The sequence below is a fragment of the Oceanicella sp. SM1341 genome, from assembly GCF_003448965.1.
Taxonomy (GTDB): Bacteria; Pseudomonadota; Alphaproteobacteria; order Rhodobacterales; family Rhodobacteraceae; genus Paroceanicella.
Map to the genome: position 1 here is coordinate 62,116 of NZ_QRGC01000021.1, position 13,866 is coordinate 75,981.

Genomic DNA, 13,866 nt, shown 5'->3' on the forward strand with positions numbered 1-13,866 from the left:
CCTTCGGTCAGCCGCGCAGGAAGGCGGAGACGGTGTCGTTGAGGAAGGCCCGGTCCGCCGGAATGCGGATCGGGTTGCCGGCGCGGTGGCCGTGCAGCGAGGGGATCGGGCGCAGCGATACGGAGGCGGCCCCGGTGAGGAGCGGCACCTCGTCCTCGCTGTCGCGGCGCTGGAAATAGGCGTCGGTCTCGCCCGGCATCAGCAGCACATGGGCGCGGATGGCGGCCATGGCGGCGGCGAAGTCTCCTCCCCAGCGGGGCGAGGCGCTGATGTCGCCGCGCTGCCAGGTGGCGAGCTGGGCGAGCAGGTCGTTCGCGTCGCGGTGGGCGAAGGCCGTATCCCAGGAGCGGGAGAGATAGTCCTCGAGCGAGGTGAAGCCGCCCTCGCGCCACAGCTCGTTCCGGTAGAAGCCGTGCGACATCGCCCAGCCGGCATAGACCCGGCCCATGGCGCGCAGGCCGGCGGCGGGCCGGGCGGTGAAGCGGGTGCCGTCGAAGGCGGGGTCGGTGGTGAGCGCCGCGCGCACGCTTTCCAGGAACACCGCGTTGTAGGGCGCGCAGCGCGCGCTGCCGCAGACCACGGCGATGCGCTCGACCATCCCGGGGTAGAGGCTCGCCCAGTGATAGGCCTGCATGCCGCCCATCGACCAGCCGTAGACGAGGGCGAGCCGCTCCAGCCCCAGCTCCTCGGTGAGCAGCCGGTGCTGCACCGCCACCGCGTCATGGTAGCTCACGAACGGGTAGGCCCCCGCGAAGCGCGCCCCGGCGTTCGACGGCGAGGCGGAGAGCCCGTTGCCGAACAGGTCCGCGATCACGATGAAATACCGCTCGGGGTCGAGCGCGCCGCCGGGCTGCACCAGCCACGCGATGTCGCTGTGCTGCGCGCCGAAGGAGGTGGGGTAGAGGATGGCATTGTCGCGCGCGGCGTTGAGCGTGCCGTAGGTCTGGTAGGCCAGCACCATGTCCGGGTAGACGGTGCCGCAGCCCAGGGTAACGTCGCCGGCGCGGAACAGGCGGGGGGCGGTCATGCGACGAGCTCCGTGTAGAGGGCGGTGATCTCGGCCTCGCCCAGGGGGCGGGGGTTTGTGGGGCGGGAATGGTCGGCGAGGGCGCCGACGGTGAGCCCGGGGATCATCTCCGCCCGCACCCCCATCTCGCGCAGCGAGCAGGGCAGGCCGAGCCGGGCGTTCAGCCCCTCCAGCGCGTCGGCGAGCGTGGTGCCGGCGGGCAGGGCCAGCGCCTCCTCCAGCGCCTCCAGCCGCGCCTGCGCCGCGGGGCGGTTGAAGCGCAGCACCGCGGGCATCACCGCGGCGTTGCAGCTGCCGTGATGCAGCGAGAGCCCGGGCAGCGCGCCCAGCGGGTGGCTCAGCGCATGCACCGCGCCGAGGCCCTTCTGGAAGCCCAGGCCGCCCTCGATGGAGACCATCATCATCCCGGCGCGGGCGTCGATGTCGTCGGGGGCCGCGACGGCGCGGGGCAGGGCGGCCCAGCCGCGGCGCAGCCCGTCGAGCACGATGGCATCCACCGGCGGGTTCCAGCGCGGCGAGAGCCAGGCCTCGATGCAATGGCTCAGCGCGTCCACCCCGGTGGCGGCGGTAAGGCCGGGCGGCAGGCCGAGGGTGAGCCCGGGGTCGCAGAGGGCCACCACCGGCAGCAGGTGCGGCGAGGCGATGACGAGCTTCTCCCCGGTCTCGAGCGTGATCAGCGCGCCGCGCCCCACCTCCGAGCCGGTGCCCGCCGTGGTGGGCAGCACGATCACCGGCAGGCAGGGCCCGATGCGCGCGGCACCGCCGCGGATGGCGGCGTAATCGCCCAGCGGGCCCGGGTGGGTGGCGCTCAGCGCCACCGCCTTGGCGAAGTCGATCGGCGAGCCGCCGCCGAGCGCCACGATGCCGTCGCAGCCCGCCTCGAGGCAGAGGGCGCGCGCCTGCGCCACCGCCGCCTCCGTGGGGTTGGCCGGCACGGCGAGGAACTCCGCCGCAGGCGCCGGCATCAGCCCGCGCAGCCGCGCGACGAGCCCGGCGGCCACGAGCCCTTCGTCGCTCACCAGCAGCGGCCGGCGGATGCCGGCGGCGGTGAGCTCTTCGCCCAGGGTTTCGGCCGCCCCGGGCCCGAAGACCACGCGGTTGAGGAAATGGAACTGCGAGACGGTCATCGGAGCCTCCGGCGACGGGGCGCCCGGCGGGGCGCTCCTATTTACTGTACGGATGGTACACTAAAAATGACGCCACGCCAGCCTTTTCACGCGGGCGTGTTCAGGAACCTCCGGAAGCATGATTCAAATCAAGTTCCTTTCCCCACCGGCTGGTTAACCTTTGCTCCGGACGCCCCGAACACCCCGGCCCGGCCGGCGGACGGCAGGCCCGCGCGACAGGTGGCGGGGCGTCGGCGGTTCCTTCCCGGGGGGAAGGGCCGCCGGGCGGGAGCTCCCGGATCGCATCCGGGCGCGCCCCGCTCCGGCGATACGGCGGGTGCCGGGCCCGTCGCCGCCTTGCGGATGCTGAACGTGAAAGGAACCCGTCGTGGGCTACGCAACTACCTACCCCTTCACGGGCGAGGTCCTGAAGACCTTCCCCGATGCCACCGACGCCGAGGTGCAGGCCGCCATCGCCGCGGCGCATGAGAGCTTCCTCGCCTGGCGCGAGACCGGCTTTGCCACCCGCGCCGCGGTGATGCAGAAGGCCGCCGACATCCTGCGCGCCGAGGCCGATGCCTTCGCCCGCCGCCTCACCACCGAGATGGGCAAGCTGCTCGCCGAGGCGCATGCCGAGGTGGAGCTCTCCGCCCGCATCTTCGAGTATTACGCGAAACACGCCGAGCGCCTGCTGGCCCCCGAGCCGCTGCCGGTCGATGACCCCGCCGAGGGCGAGGCGGTGCTGGTGCACGAGCCGCTGGGCGTGCTGCTGTGCATCGAGCCCTGGAACTTCCCCTATTACCAGATCGCCCGGATCATCGCGCCGCAGCTCTCGGCCGGCAACACGATGCTGCTCAAGCACGCCTCCAACGTGCCGCAGAGCGCCGCTGCCTTCGACGACCTGATGCGCCGCGCCGGCCTGCCCGAGGGCGCCTTCCGCAACCTCTACGCCACGCGCGAGCAGATCCGGATGATCCTGGAGGACCCCCGGGTGCAGGGCGTGGCCCTCACCGGCTCGGAGGGGGCGGGCGCCGAGGTGGCGGCCATCGCCGGCCGGGCGCTGAAGAAATCCACCATGGAGCTCGGCGGCGCCGATGCCTTCGTGGTGCTCGCCGATGCCGACCTGGAGAAGACGGTGAAATGGGCGGTGTTCGGCCGCCACTGGAACGGCGGGCAGGTCTGTGTCTCCTCCAAGCGGATGATCGTGGTGGACGAGGTGTTCGACGCCTTCCTCGAGCGCTACACCGAAGGCGTGGCCGCGCTGAAGGCGGGGGATCCGTTCGACCCCGACACCACGCTCGCGCCGCTCTCCTCGCAGGGGGCCGCGGACGAGGTGAAGCAGAAGATCGCCGCCGCCGTGGCCGCCGGTGCCACCGCGACCGAGGTCGGCGCCCCGGTGCCCAACCGCGGCGCCTTCGTGCAGCCCACCATCCTCACCGATGTGGGCGAGGACAACCCGGCCTACTACCAGGAGTTCTTCGGGCCCGTCTCGATGCTGTTCCGCGCGAAGGACGAGGCCGACGCGGTGCGCATCGCCAACGACTCGCCCTTCGGTCTCGGCGGCTCGGTCTTCACCTCCGACCCCGCCCACGGCCGCGAGGTGGCGGCGCGGATCTCCACCGGCATGGTGTTCGTGAACCATCCCACCATGGTGAAGGCCGACCTGCCCTTCGGCGGCATCCGCCGCTCGGGCTACGGGCGCGAGCTGCTGGGCCTCGGGCTCAAGGAATTCGTGAACCACAAGCTCATCGACGTCGTCGACATCGACGCGCCGTTCTGAGCCGGCCCTGCCGCGCGCCGGGGAGGGGCCCCGGCGCGCGGCCCCGGCAGAGAGACAGGAACAGGAGAGATCCGATGGAAAAGACCATGAAGGCGGCAGTTGTCCGCGACTTCGGCAAGCCGCTGGTGATCGAGGAGGCGAAGGTGCCGCAGGTGGGCCCCGGCACCATCCTTGTGAAGATGGCCGCCACCGGCGTGTGCCACACCGACCTGCACGCAGCCGAAGGCGACTGGCCGGTGAAGCCGAAGCCGCCCTTCATCCCCGGCCACGAGGGCGTGGGCCACGTGGTGGCCGTGGGCCAGGGTGTCACCCATGTGCGCGAGGGCGACCGGGTGGGCGTGCCCTGGCTCTACACCGCCTGCGGGCATTGCAAGCACTGCCTGGGCGGCTGGGAGACGCTGTGCGAGCAGCAGCAGAACACCGGCTACTCGGTGAACGGCAGCTTCGCCGAATACGTGCTGGCCGACCCGAACTACGTCGGCCATCTGCCCGACAACGTGGGCTTCACCGATATCGCCCCCATCCTCTGCGCCGGTGTCACGGTCTACAAGGGCCTGAAGGTGACGGACACGAAGCCGGGGGACTGGGTGGTGATCTCGGGCGTCGGCGGCCTGGGCCATCTCGCGGTGCAATACGCGAAGGCGATGGGGCTGAACGTGATCGCGGTCGACATCGACGACGGCAAGCTCGCCCTCGCCGAGCGGCTGGGCGCGAGCCTTTCGGTGAACGCGCTGAAGGCCGACCCCGCCGCCTTCGTGAAGAAGGAGATCGGCGGCGCGCAGGGCGTGCTGGTGACGGCCGTCTCGCCCAAGGCCTTCGAGCAGGCGCTCGGCATGGTGGGGCGCGGCGGCACGGTGTCGCTCAACGGGTTGCCGCCGGGTGACTTCCCGCTGCCGATCTTCGACACGGTGCTCAACGGCGTGACGGTGCGCGGCTCGATCGTGGGCACCCGGCTCGACCTGCAGGAGGCGCTGGACTTCGCCGGCGCCGGCAAGGTGAAGGCCACCGTGCGCACCGACCGGCTGGAGAACATCAACGACATCTTCGCGAAGATGCACCACGGCGACATCGAGGGCCGGGTGGTGATCGACTACGCCGCCTGAGCCGGAACCCGAGCCTCAGCGCACGCGCCCGGCCGTCTCCCCGACGGCCGGGCGCTCCGTTTCCCGGCCTGCAGGCGCCAGCCCTTGCTCCGGCGGATGAGGAACGCCGCTGCCATCCGGGCCCCCATGCCCCGGCCCGGACGCGCGAAGAGCTCCTTCCGGCCCGGGACAGCCGGGGCGACGGCCCATGTCCGCGCGTCCGCCGGCCCTCCCCGTTGCGCCCGGCACGGGCCCCTCGCCCTCGGGGGCATCGAGCCCCCTTCGGCCGAGGGCCGGCGCTGCCGGCCGGCGCCCGGCCCCGCGCGGATCCTTGAGGACACGCCGGGGGTCACACGCCCCGGCGGTTGCCCCAGATCAGCACGTGGAGCTGGGGCAGGATGCGCGGTGCGAACCAGCCGGCGCCGGCGGTGCGCTCGACCAGCCAGAGCATGCGGTCGGCGAGGGACTGGGGGTCGACCGGCGTTTCGGGGTCGGTTTCCGGGTTCCCGGGCTGCAGGAACAGGGGCAGCCCGGGGTGGCGGGCGGCGGCCTCGCGCGCCCAGGCGAGGTCGGCCTCGTCGAAGATCACGATCTTCATCACCGTGCGGGCCCCCCCCGCGCCGGCCGCGACACAGGCGGCGAAGGCCTCCCAGTCCACTCGTTCACCGCTGGAGGGCGGTTTCGGCGAGAGCACCAGCGTGTCGAGCGCGCCGAACCAGGGCCGGGCCACCGAGCCCTGCGTTTCGCAGGCGAAACGGTAGCCCTCCGCCCGGCCGAGCCCGATGAGCGGCCCGAAATCCTGGAGCGCCGGGTTGCCGCCCGAGAGCGAGACGGTGAGCGGGCGGCCGCCGGAGAGGCGCTTCACCTCGGCCCAGACCGCCGCGCTCTCCATCCGCGCCCATGTGTAGCGATGGACGCTGTCGACCGCGTGCAGGCTGTCGCACCAGCTGCAGCGGTAGTCGCAGCCGCCGGCGCGCACGAAGACCGTGGCCTCGCCGATCAGCACGCCCTCGCCCTGGATCGTGGGGCCGAAGATCTCGGCGATGCGCAGGGGCGCGGCCGGGCCCTCGTGCCGGCTCACGGCCGGTACTCGGCCCAGGTCTTGGGCGTCTCGGAGACCCTCACCGCGGTGGTCTCGGGCCAGCGGGCGGCGCACCAGTCGTAGAGGTGGCGCGAGAGGTTCTCGGCGGTGGAGGGCACATTCAGCACGTCGTTGAGATGGCGGTGGTCGAAGCGCTCGTCGAGATAGGTCTTGAGCGGGGCGAGGTCGTGGTAGTCGCGCACGAAACCGTCGGCGTTGAGCTCTCGGGCGGCGAGCTCGACGACCACGATGTAGTTGTGCCCGTGCAGCCGGGCGCACTGGTGGTCGTCGGGCAGGTGGGCGAGCCGGTGGGAGGCGGAGAAGTGGAACTCCTTCGAGACGCGGTACATCAGCGTCCCTCCCGCGCGGCCACGGCCTCGGCCCAGTAGTCCGGGTCGTCGTAGGCGGTGGGGTCCGCGACGCCGGCGAGGTGGAAGGCCTCGCGACGCTCCACGCAGGTGCCGCAACGCCCGCAATGCCGCGCGCCGCCCTTGTAGCACGACCAGGTCTCGGCGAAGGGGGTGCCGGCGCGGGCGCCCTCGGTGACGATATCGGCCTTGGTGCGGTGCACGAAGGGCGTGTGCAGGGCGATCTCGGCGTAGCCGTCGAGCGCGGCGGCCTGCATGCGGGCGAAGGCCTCGGTGAAGGCGGGCCGGCAGTCGGGGTAGATGAAATGGTCGCCGCCATGCACGGCGGTGGCGACCGCGTCATCCCCCGCCGCCGCCGCCACGCCGAAGGCGATGGCGAGCATGATGGCGTTGCGGTTGGGCACCACGGTTATGCGCATCGTCTCCTCGGCGTAATGGCCGTCGGGCACGTCGATGTCATCGGTGAGGGCGGAGCCGGTGAGCGCCGCGCCGATGCCGCGCATGTCGATCACCGCATGCGGCACCGAGAGCCGCCGGGCAGCGGCGGCGGCGAAATCGAGCTCCTTGGCATGGCGCTGGCCGTAGTTGAACGAGATGAGCCGGGAAAGCCGGCCCGCGGCCGCCTCGACATGGGCGAGCGATACGGAATCGAGTCCGCCAGAGCAGACGACAGCAGTCTTCATGATGTGAACCCTTGTTTTGATGACCGGGTAGGCTGCGACCGGTTGCGCGGCCAGATATCCCCGATCCGCGCCACATGCAAGCCGCGCGGGGCAGGGAGGAGGGGGCCATTGACACGCCGCCCGCCCCGGCGCTGAAGCCCCGACAGGTCTCCGGCACCTGCCGCCTGCGGACGAAAGTCACGGTGAAGCCCGGAACGCGCGCCCCCCCATCCTCACCCCGGACGCATTTCGGCGGTGGGCAATGCAGGCCCCCCGACCGCAGCCGGACTGCGCTCCGGAGGAGTGAACGGTGACCTGTGGACGTCTCGCGGACACCATTCGCCACAATCCCCCGCCGCCCTTGCCGATGTCCGGCAGGGGCACGCTTCCGGGCCGATCCGGCGGGCCGGCCGCCCGGGTGCCGGCATGAGCGGGCTCACCACCGCCGCGGCGAAGGCCCTGCGCCGCCCTCGCGGCGCAGGGCACCGCCGTCTTGCATGCGCAGGCGCTCGAGCTTCTCGCCCGCCCGCACGGCGCGCGGGACTGGAACACCCTGCACGCCCGGCTCGCGGACGCCCGGACGGGTGGCGCCGAAAGTGCCGCACAGGCCGTTGCGCCGGGCCCCTTCCGGCTGGACCAGCGGGTGCGGGGGCTCTACCTCGGCCAGCCGTTTTGCGGCGAGATCGTGGCGCTGGCGGCCACGGGCGAGAGCGCCTTCCGGCTGGAGCTGGCGCTCGACAGCCCGGTCGACACGGTGCGCTGCGCGCGCTTCCCGAACCTGCGCCGGCGCATCCGCGCCACGGTGGGGGCGGATGGCCGCTCGCCCCGGCGCACCGGGGACGGCGCGCCGCAGCTCATCCTCGAGCGCGCACGAGCGGGGGGGCGGTGCCCCCCTTAGCCGAGGTCGCCGCGCAGCAGCACGATCTCGCGCTTCGCCGATTTCAGCGCCCAGGCCTTCGCCTCGGCGTATTCGGGGTCGTCGTAGCAGGCGCGGGCCTGCTCGTAGCTGGGGAATTCCACCACGATGAACCGCGTGGTGCCCAGCCGCTCCAGCAGCGCGGCCTCCACCTCGGCTGGGTTCACCCGCACGCCGTAGCGCTGCGCGATCGGCGCCCAGAGGCTGCCGTACATCTTCTGTGCCTCCGTGTCGGTCACCTCGCCGCCGAGCACAAGCCAGTAGCCCTTCATCCCGCTCTCTCCTCGCAGTGCCGGCCTGATCCGGCGGCCGCAGCCTAGGGCGACGGCGCGGGAAAGGACAGCCCCCGCCGCCGCGCATTCCCGCTCGACCGGGCGGCGCGCTTGCGGCAGGCTGGCCCGGCAGCCGCCCGGAAAGGACCCCCCGATGAAGGACACGCCCGAGACACAAGCCCCATGGCCCCCCGCGCCCTGGACCGCCGGCGCCGCCTTTCTCGACGGCCGCTACATGCCGGTGGGGGAGGCCCGCATCCCGGTGACCGACTGGGGCTATCGCCGCTCCGACGTGACCTATGACGTGGTGGGGGTGTGGGAGGGCGCCTTCTTCCGGCTCGACGATCACATCGCCCGTTTCCGCCGCTCGATGGAGGCGCTGCACCTGCGCCCGCCCGAGACCGACGACGAGATCCGCGCCATCCTGCACCGGGTGGTCGCACTCTCCGGCCTGCGCCACGCCTATGTGGCGATGGACTGCCTGCGCGGCGCGCCGCCCCCGGGCGCCCTGCGCCACCCGGCCTTAGGGCGCGCCTATCTCTCCTGCTACGCCGTGCCCTGGGTGTCGGTGGCAAGCGAGGAGATGCTCGCCCGCGGCATGCACCTGATGATCCCGCAGGTGCGCCGCATCCCGCCCGAGAGCTTCGACCCGAGGGTGAAGAACTTCCACTGGGGTGATCTCACCGCGGGCATGTTCGAGGCGCAGGCGGCGGGTGCGGATTTCGCCATCCTGCTCGACGGGCAGGGCAACGTGACCGAGGGGGCCGGCTTCAACGTGTTCTGCATCACCGACGGCGTGGTCGCCACGCCGGCGCGCGGCGCGCTGGAGGGGGTGACCCGCGCCTCGGTGATGGAGCTCTGCGCCGAGGCCGGGCTGGCCTGCGAGGTGCGCGACATCCCGGCGGAGGAGTTCCGCGCCGCCGACGAGATCTTCGCCTGCACCACCGCGGGCGGCATCATGCCGGCAAGCCGCATCGACGGCCGGATCCTCCGCAATGACCGCCCCGGCCCGATCTCCGAGCGCCTGCGCGCCCGCTTCTGGGAGAAACGCGCCGAGGGCTGGCACGCGACGCCGGTGAACTACGCGCTGGCGGAAGAGCCGGCGGGCTGAGGCCCCGGCTGCCCGCCGCTGCGCCCGCGCAAACGCGTCCCCGGCCTCCCGCACCTCGGGTTGGCCGGGGATGCCCGCATCCCGGACAACCCGCCCCGGCGCAGCCGCGCAGACCTGCGCCCCCACCACCGCGCAAACCCGCCGCCCGGCGGCCGGGCAAGCCCGCCCCTCGACACAGCCACGGCCCCCCGCGGCGGCCCTGTGAGGGAAATCCTGTATGTACAGCCGGCCCGGGGCGGCGCTATGCCTGCGCTTCCAGCCCCCGATACGGAGACCACGCGATGGAGAGCGCCCCCTGCATCAGCTTCGATGACGTGAAGGAGGCCGCCGCCCGCCTGAAGGGCCACGCGCTGCGCACGCCGCTGCTGCGCTCGGCGGCGCTCGATGCGCTGGCGGGCGGGCCGGTGCTGCTGAAGGTCGAGGCGCTGCAGCACACCGGCTCGTTCAAGTTTCGCGGTGCGTTCAACCGGCTGTCGCGCATCGCCGAGGGCGACAGGCCGCGCGGTGTCGTCGCCTGGTCCTCGGGCAACCACGCGCAGGGCGTGGCGGCGGCGGCGGCGCGGCTGGGCATGCCCGCCACCATCGTGATGCCGGCCGACGCGCCGCGCATCAAGGTGGAGAACACCCGCGCCCTCGGCGCCGAGGTGGTGTTCTACGACCGCGAGACGGAATCGCGCGAGGACATCGCCACCGCCCTTGCCGAGGCCCGCGGCGCCGTGCTGGTGCCGTCGTTCGACGACCCCCACGTGATCGCCGGCCAGGGCACCGCCGGCATCGAGATCGTCGAGCAGGCGGGCGCGCAGGGCCTCGCCCTCGGCCGGGTGCTGGTGTGCTGCGGCGGCGGCGGGCTCACGGCGGGCATCGCCACGGCGGTGCACGCGCTCTCGCCCGGCACGGCGGTCTACTCGGTGGAGCCCGAGAGCTTCGATGACACCGCGCGCTCGCTCGCCAGCGGCCGGCCCGAGGCCGTGGTCCCCGGCGCGCGCTCGATCTGCGACGCGCTGCTGGCGCCGATGCCCGGTGCGCTCACCTTCCCCATCAACCGCCGCCTGCTCGCCGGCGGCCTGAGCGTGAGCGACGAGGAGGTGCGCGCCGCCATGCGCTTTGCCTTCGGCACGCTGAAACTGGTGGTGGAGCCCGGCGGCGCGGTGGCCCTCGCCGCCCTGCTGCAGGGCCGCGCCCCGGCGGCGCAGGGCGCCACGGCGGTGGTGATCTCGGGCGGGAATGTCGACCCCGGCGCCTATGCGGCCGTGCTGGCGGGCTGAGGCTCAGCCGCCCTCGCAGGCGCCGCGCGGCAGGGCCTCGGCGGCGGCGAAGATGTCGCGCAATTGCGCCCGGCCGGCGAGCACGTCGGCCAGCGAGTAGCCGTCGAGCACGGCGTAGAAGGCCTGCAGCGCCTCGCGCAGCATGCGCGGCAGGCTGCAGGCCGGCGCGATCAGGCAGGTCGAGCAATCCACCAGCCCGGGGCCCTGCTCGGTGTGGCGGATGAGCGCCCCGATGGAGATCTCCTCCGCCGGGCGGCCCAGCCGCAGCCCGCCGTTGCGGCCGCGCACGGTCTGCACGAAGCCGGCCTGGCCCAGGTCCTGCACGATCTTCATCAGGTGGTTGCGCGAGATGCCATAGGCCTGCGCGATCTCCGCGATCGACGACAGCTTCCCCTCCTCCTGCACCGCGACATGCACCAGCACGCGCACCGCGTAATCGGTGTAGCGGCTCAGCTGCATGGCGCGGCTCCGGTGTGGGTGCGGGCAGGGCAGGGCATCGGCGCGGGGTCCTCGGGGGCTGTGGCCCGGCCCTTTTAGCATGCCGGGGCGGGACGGAAACAGCGGGTGCGACAAAGAGGCATTTGCAGTGCATCTTATATGTTCTTAATACATGCATTGTAAATGCATGTAAAGGAGATGCACCATGACCGGTGACGCCCTTCCCGAGGACGCCGCGATCCGCCCGCTGATCGAGGCCTTCTACGCCCGTGTCCGTGCCGACCCCGAGCTGGGGCCGGTCTTCGCCGCCGCCGTGACCGACTGGGACGACCACCACGGCCGCCTCGCCGATTTCTGGTCTTCGGTGATGCTCACCAGCGGCCGCTACAAGGGAAACCCGCTGGCGCTGCACATGCGCCACGCCGCCGCCATGACCCCGGCGCGCTTCGAGCGCTGGCTCGCCCTCTGGGCCGAAGTGACGGCGGAGCGCATGCCCGCCCCTGTCGCCGCCGCGATGCAGGAGCGCGCCGCGCGCATCGCCGCGAGCCTGCAGGCCGGCATCGGCCGCCTGCGCCCCGGCCCGCCGGTGTTCCGCTATTCCGCCCCGGCCCCCGAGGCCGGCTCCGCAGCCTGATCCCCACCTCGTCCGCACACACAGGAGACACCCCATGCCCCGGACCCTGAGCCCCGAGACCATCGCGCTGGTGAAAGCCACCGTGCCCGCCATCGCCGCCCATGGCAGCGACATCACCCGCACGATGTACGCGAAGCTCTTCGAGGACGCGCATATCCGCGCCCTGTTCAACCACTCCAACCAGGAGAGCGGCGCGCAGGTGAACGCGCTGGCCGCCGCCATCCTCGCCTATGCCCGGCACATCGAAACCCCGCAGGCCCTGGGGCCGGTGGTGGAGCGCATCGCCCACAAGCACATCGGCTATTCCATCCTGCCCGAGCATTACCCCTACGTGGCCCGCGCGCTCATCCGCGCCATCGAGGAGGTGCTGGGCGCGGCCGCCACGCCGGAGATCCTCGCCGCCTGGGGCGAGGCCTACTGGTTTCTCGCCGAGGTGCTGATGGAGCGCGAGGAGGTGCTGCGCGCCGAGCTGCTGGCCCTCGAGGGCGGCTGGACCGGCTGGCGCCGCTTCGAGGTGGCCGAGCGCCGGCCCGAGAGCGAGGTCATCACCTCCTTCGTGCTGCGCCCGGCCGACGGCGGCCCGGTGGTGCGCCACCGCCCCGGCCAGTACCTCACCCTGCGCTTCGACATGCCCGAGCAGCAGGGCGCGAAGCGCAACTACTCGATCTCCTCCGCCCCCTCGGACAGCACCTACCGCATCTCGGTGAAGCGCGAGGCCGCGGGCCAGGGCGGCTCCCGCCACCTGCACGACCGGGTGGAGGTGGGCGACGTGCTCGACATCGCACCGCCCGCGGGGGATTTCTTCCTGCCCGAGCGCCCGGAGCGCCCGGTGATCCTGCTTTCCGGCGGCGTGGGCGTGACCCCGATGATCGCGATGGCCGAGACCATTGCCGAAGCGCATCCCGGGCTGGAGACGCATTTCGTGCACGGCGCGCTCAACAGCGCGGTGCACGCGATGGCCGGCCATGTGCGCGGCCTCGCCGCCCGCCACGGCCGCATCCGCGCCACCACCTTCTACAGCGCGCCGCTCCCGCAGGACGTGCTGGGCGCGAGCCATGACGCCGAGGGCTTCATCTCGGTCGACTGGCTGGCGGCGAACACCCCGCTGGGGGAGGCGGATGTCTTCCTCTGCGGGCCGAAGCCCTTCCTGCGCGGGCTGATCACCGGGCTGCAGGCGGCGGGCGTGGCGCCCGCGCGCATCCATCACGAGCTCTTCGGCCCCACCGACGAGGCCGTGGCCGCCTGAGCCCGTCCCCGACCCCGCGCGCCCTCCCGCGCGCGGGGCCTTCGACCGGCGGCCGGCCCGCCCATACCAATGGATAGGCTTGTCCCCCCTGTCAGCCGCGTGCAGGCTTCCCATGTCTGTTGCAGTGCAGCACCCCTGACGGAGGAGACCCCCGCATGCGCCTGCCCCTGATCGACCCGAGCAAGCTCACCGAGGCCCAGAAGCCGCTCTACGCGGACATGAAGGAGGGCATCGGCCAGAAGTTCAACGCCTTCGAGACCATCCACGAGAGCGGTGCCCTGATGGGGCCGTGGAACCCCTGGCTTCACGAGCCGCGCATCGGCGGCGCGATCTGGGAGCTGACCAAGGCGATGTCGATGGAGGCCACGCTGCCCGACAACGCGAGGCAGATCGCCATCCTCGTCACCGGTGCGCATTTCAACGCGGGCTACGAGATCTATGCCCATGCGGCCGTGGCGATAAAGGAAGGCATGAGCGCGGAGCGTCTCTCCACCCTCTCCGCCGGCGTGAAGCCCACCGGGCTGGAGGCCGAGGAAGAGGTGGCCTATGACGTGGCCCACGCCCTCGTGACCGGCGGCACCCTGCCGCGCCCCACCTACGACATGGCGGTGAAGAGCTTCGGCCAGCACGGCGCGAACGAGCTGATCTACCTCGTGGGCCTCTACTGCCTCGTGTCGGTGACGCTGAACGGCTTCAACGTGCCGGTGCCCGAATGCGACTGAGGGGCGAAGGCGCAACCTGACGCCCCGGCCCGCCCCGCGCCGTATGGCACGGGCGGGCCGTGCCTTTCTTCATGCCGCGTGCCGGATAGGTCCGGGCGCACCCGGAGGGGTTGTGATCACGAAGCGATTGCGGCGCCGGTTCGGCTAAGCGGCATG

15 protein-coding genes are annotated in these 13,866 nt (G+C 72.5%); 8 read left to right on the plus strand and 7 right to left on the minus strand.

All coding sequences use genetic code 11. From position 1 onward, the window contains the following. Positions 1 to 7 precede the first annotated feature (7 nt). A complete protein-coding gene (locus tag D3P35_RS17495) occupies positions 8 to 1,027 on the minus strand; it encodes an alpha/beta fold hydrolase (protein WP_118136155.1) in 1,020 nt (339 codons plus the stop codon). Then, positions 1,024 to 2,154 carry an iron-containing alcohol dehydrogenase gene (locus D3P35_RS17500; RefSeq protein WP_118136158.1) on the minus strand — a complete coding sequence of 377 codons (1,131 nt, stop codon included), beginning with the start codon at positions 2,152 to 2,154 and terminating at the stop codon, positions 1,024 to 1,026. Before D3P35_RS17500 ends, D3P35_RS17495 begins: the two co-directional genes overlap by 4 nt. Before the next feature lie 367 nt (positions 2,155 to 2,521). Here D3P35_RS17500 and D3P35_RS17505 point away from each other — a divergent pair, with 367 nt between their 5' ends. Further along, positions 2,522 to 3,913 carry an NAD-dependent succinate-semialdehyde dehydrogenase gene (locus tag D3P35_RS17505; RefSeq protein ID WP_118136160.1) on the plus strand — a complete coding sequence of 464 codons (1,392 nt, stop codon included), beginning with the start codon at positions 2,522 to 2,524 and terminating at the stop codon, positions 3,911 to 3,913. Between the two features lie 74 nt (positions 3,914 to 3,987). Continuing rightward, positions 3,988 to 5,016: an alcohol dehydrogenase AdhP gene (gene adhP, locus D3P35_RS17510; RefSeq protein ID WP_118136162.1), complete on the plus strand. Its 1,029-nt coding sequence runs from the start codon at positions 3,988 to 3,990 to the stop codon at positions 5,014 to 5,016. A gap of 328 nt (positions 5,017 to 5,344) precedes the next feature. Here adhP and queE read toward each other — a convergent pair whose 3' ends face one another. From queE to queC, 3 genes are read right to left on the minus strand one after another with little or no spacing between them, the layout of a single operon-like run. Next, positions 5,345 to 6,076, minus strand: a complete 732-nt coding sequence (queE, locus tag D3P35_RS17515; protein WP_232830535.1) for a 7-carboxy-7-deazaguanine synthase QueE — start codon at positions 6,074 to 6,076, stop codon at positions 5,345 to 5,347. Next, positions 6,073 to 6,426 carry a 6-pyruvoyl tetrahydropterin synthase family protein gene (locus tag D3P35_RS17520; RefSeq protein WP_118136164.1) on the minus strand — a complete coding sequence of 118 codons (354 nt, stop codon included), beginning with the start codon at positions 6,424 to 6,426 and terminating at the stop codon, positions 6,073 to 6,075. The genes queE and D3P35_RS17520 overlap by 4 nt, the downstream gene beginning before the upstream one ends. After that, complete coding sequence (gene queC, locus D3P35_RS17525; protein WP_118136166.1) at positions 6,426 to 7,127, minus strand: 7-cyano-7-deazaguanine synthase QueC; 702 nt, start codon at positions 7,125 to 7,127, stop codon at positions 6,426 to 6,428. Before queC ends, D3P35_RS17520 begins: the two co-directional genes overlap by 1 nt. 472 nt (positions 7,128 to 7,599) lie before the next feature. Between queC and D3P35_RS17530 the strand changes: the two genes are divergently transcribed. Continuing rightward, a complete protein-coding gene (locus tag D3P35_RS17530) occupies positions 7,600 to 8,004 on the plus strand; it encodes a glyoxalase superfamily protein (RefSeq protein WP_198670679.1) in 405 nt (134 codons plus the stop codon). Here the strand turns inward: D3P35_RS17530 and D3P35_RS17535 are convergent. After that, on the minus strand, positions 8,001 to 8,294 hold the full coding sequence (locus tag D3P35_RS17535; RefSeq protein WP_118136169.1) for a DUF1330 domain-containing protein: 294 nt from the start codon (positions 8,292 to 8,294) through the stop codon (positions 8,001 to 8,003). The two genes, D3P35_RS17530 and D3P35_RS17535, sit on opposite strands and share 4 nt — an antisense overlap. A 154-nt stretch (positions 8,295 to 8,448) precedes the next feature. Here D3P35_RS17535 and D3P35_RS17540 point away from each other — a divergent pair, with 154 nt between their 5' ends. Then, positions 8,449 to 9,405: an aminotransferase class IV gene (locus tag D3P35_RS17540; protein WP_118136171.1), complete on the plus strand. Its 957-nt coding sequence runs from the start codon at positions 8,449 to 8,451 to the stop codon at positions 9,403 to 9,405. A gap of 281 nt (positions 9,406 to 9,686) precedes the next feature. After that, positions 9,687 to 10,670, plus strand: a complete 984-nt coding sequence (locus D3P35_RS17545) for a threonine/serine dehydratase (RefSeq protein WP_118136174.1) — start codon at positions 9,687 to 9,689, stop codon at positions 10,668 to 10,670. A 3-nt stretch (positions 10,671 to 10,673) separates the two neighbouring features. On the opposite strand, the gene D3P35_RS17550 is transcribed toward D3P35_RS17545, so the two are convergent. Next, positions 10,674 to 11,129, minus strand: coding sequence for an Rrf2 family transcriptional regulator (locus tag D3P35_RS17550; RefSeq protein WP_118136176.1), 456 nt, complete (start codon positions 11,127 to 11,129; stop codon positions 10,674 to 10,676). A 184-nt stretch (positions 11,130 to 11,313) separates the two neighbouring features. Here D3P35_RS17550 and D3P35_RS17555 point away from each other — a divergent pair, with 184 nt between their 5' ends. From D3P35_RS17555 to D3P35_RS17565, 3 genes are all read left to right on the plus strand, one after another. Continuing rightward, entirely contained in the window at positions 11,314 to 11,742 is a 429-nt protein-coding gene (locus D3P35_RS17555; protein ID WP_118136179.1) for a group III truncated hemoglobin, read from the plus strand. Positions 11,743 to 11,776: 34 nt separating this feature from the next. Continuing rightward, complete coding sequence (gene hmpA, locus D3P35_RS17560; RefSeq protein WP_118136181.1) at positions 11,777 to 12,988, plus strand: NO-inducible flavohemoprotein; 1,212 nt, start codon at positions 11,777 to 11,779, stop codon at positions 12,986 to 12,988. 155 nt (positions 12,989 to 13,143) lie between these two features. Then, positions 13,144 to 13,710, plus strand: coding sequence for a carboxymuconolactone decarboxylase family protein (locus tag D3P35_RS17565; protein WP_118136183.1), 567 nt, complete (start codon positions 13,144 to 13,146; stop codon positions 13,708 to 13,710). Positions 13,711 to 13,866: the final 156 nt, after the last annotated feature.

Bases quoted from the DNA above. Each gene is read 5' to 3' on its own strand.
- queC (WP_118136166.1), bottom strand. From the start codon at position 7,127: ATGAAGACTGCTGTCGTCTGCTCTGGCGGACTCGATTCCGTATCGCTC.
- D3P35_RS17520 (WP_118136164.1), bottom strand. From the start codon at position 6,426: ATGTACCGCGTCTCGAAGGAGTTCCACTTCTCCGCCTCCCACCGGCTC.
- D3P35_RS17545 (WP_118136174.1), top strand. From the start codon at position 9,687: ATGGAGAGCGCCCCCTGCATCAGCTTCGATGACGTGAAGGAGGCCGCC.
- D3P35_RS17535 (WP_118136169.1), bottom strand. From the start codon at position 8,294: ATGAAGGGCTACTGGCTTGTGCTCGGCGGCGAGGTGACCGACACGGAG.
- adhP (WP_118136162.1), top strand. From the start codon at position 3,988: ATGGAAAAGACCATGAAGGCGGCAGTTGTCCGCGACTTCGGCAAGCCG.
- D3P35_RS17495 (WP_118136155.1), bottom strand. From the start codon at position 1,027: ATGACCGCCCCCCGCCTGTTCCGCGCCGGCGACGTTACCCTGGGCTGC.
- D3P35_RS17500 (WP_118136158.1), bottom strand. From the start codon at position 2,154: ATGACCGTCTCGCAGTTCCATTTCCTCAACCGCGTGGTCTTCGGGCCC.
- hmpA (WP_118136181.1), top strand. From the start codon at position 11,777: ATGCCCCGGACCCTGAGCCCCGAGACCATCGCGCTGGTGAAAGCCACC.
- D3P35_RS17555 (WP_118136179.1), top strand. From the start codon at position 11,314: ATGACCGGTGACGCCCTTCCCGAGGACGCCGCGATCCGCCCGCTGATC.
- D3P35_RS17550 (WP_118136176.1), bottom strand. From the start codon at position 11,129: ATGCAGCTGAGCCGCTACACCGATTACGCGGTGCGCGTGCTGGTGCAT.
- D3P35_RS17540 (WP_118136171.1), top strand. From the start codon at position 8,449: ATGAAGGACACGCCCGAGACACAAGCCCCATGGCCCCCCGCGCCCTGG.
- D3P35_RS17565 (WP_118136183.1), top strand. From the start codon at position 13,144: ATGCGCCTGCCCCTGATCGACCCGAGCAAGCTCACCGAGGCCCAGAAG.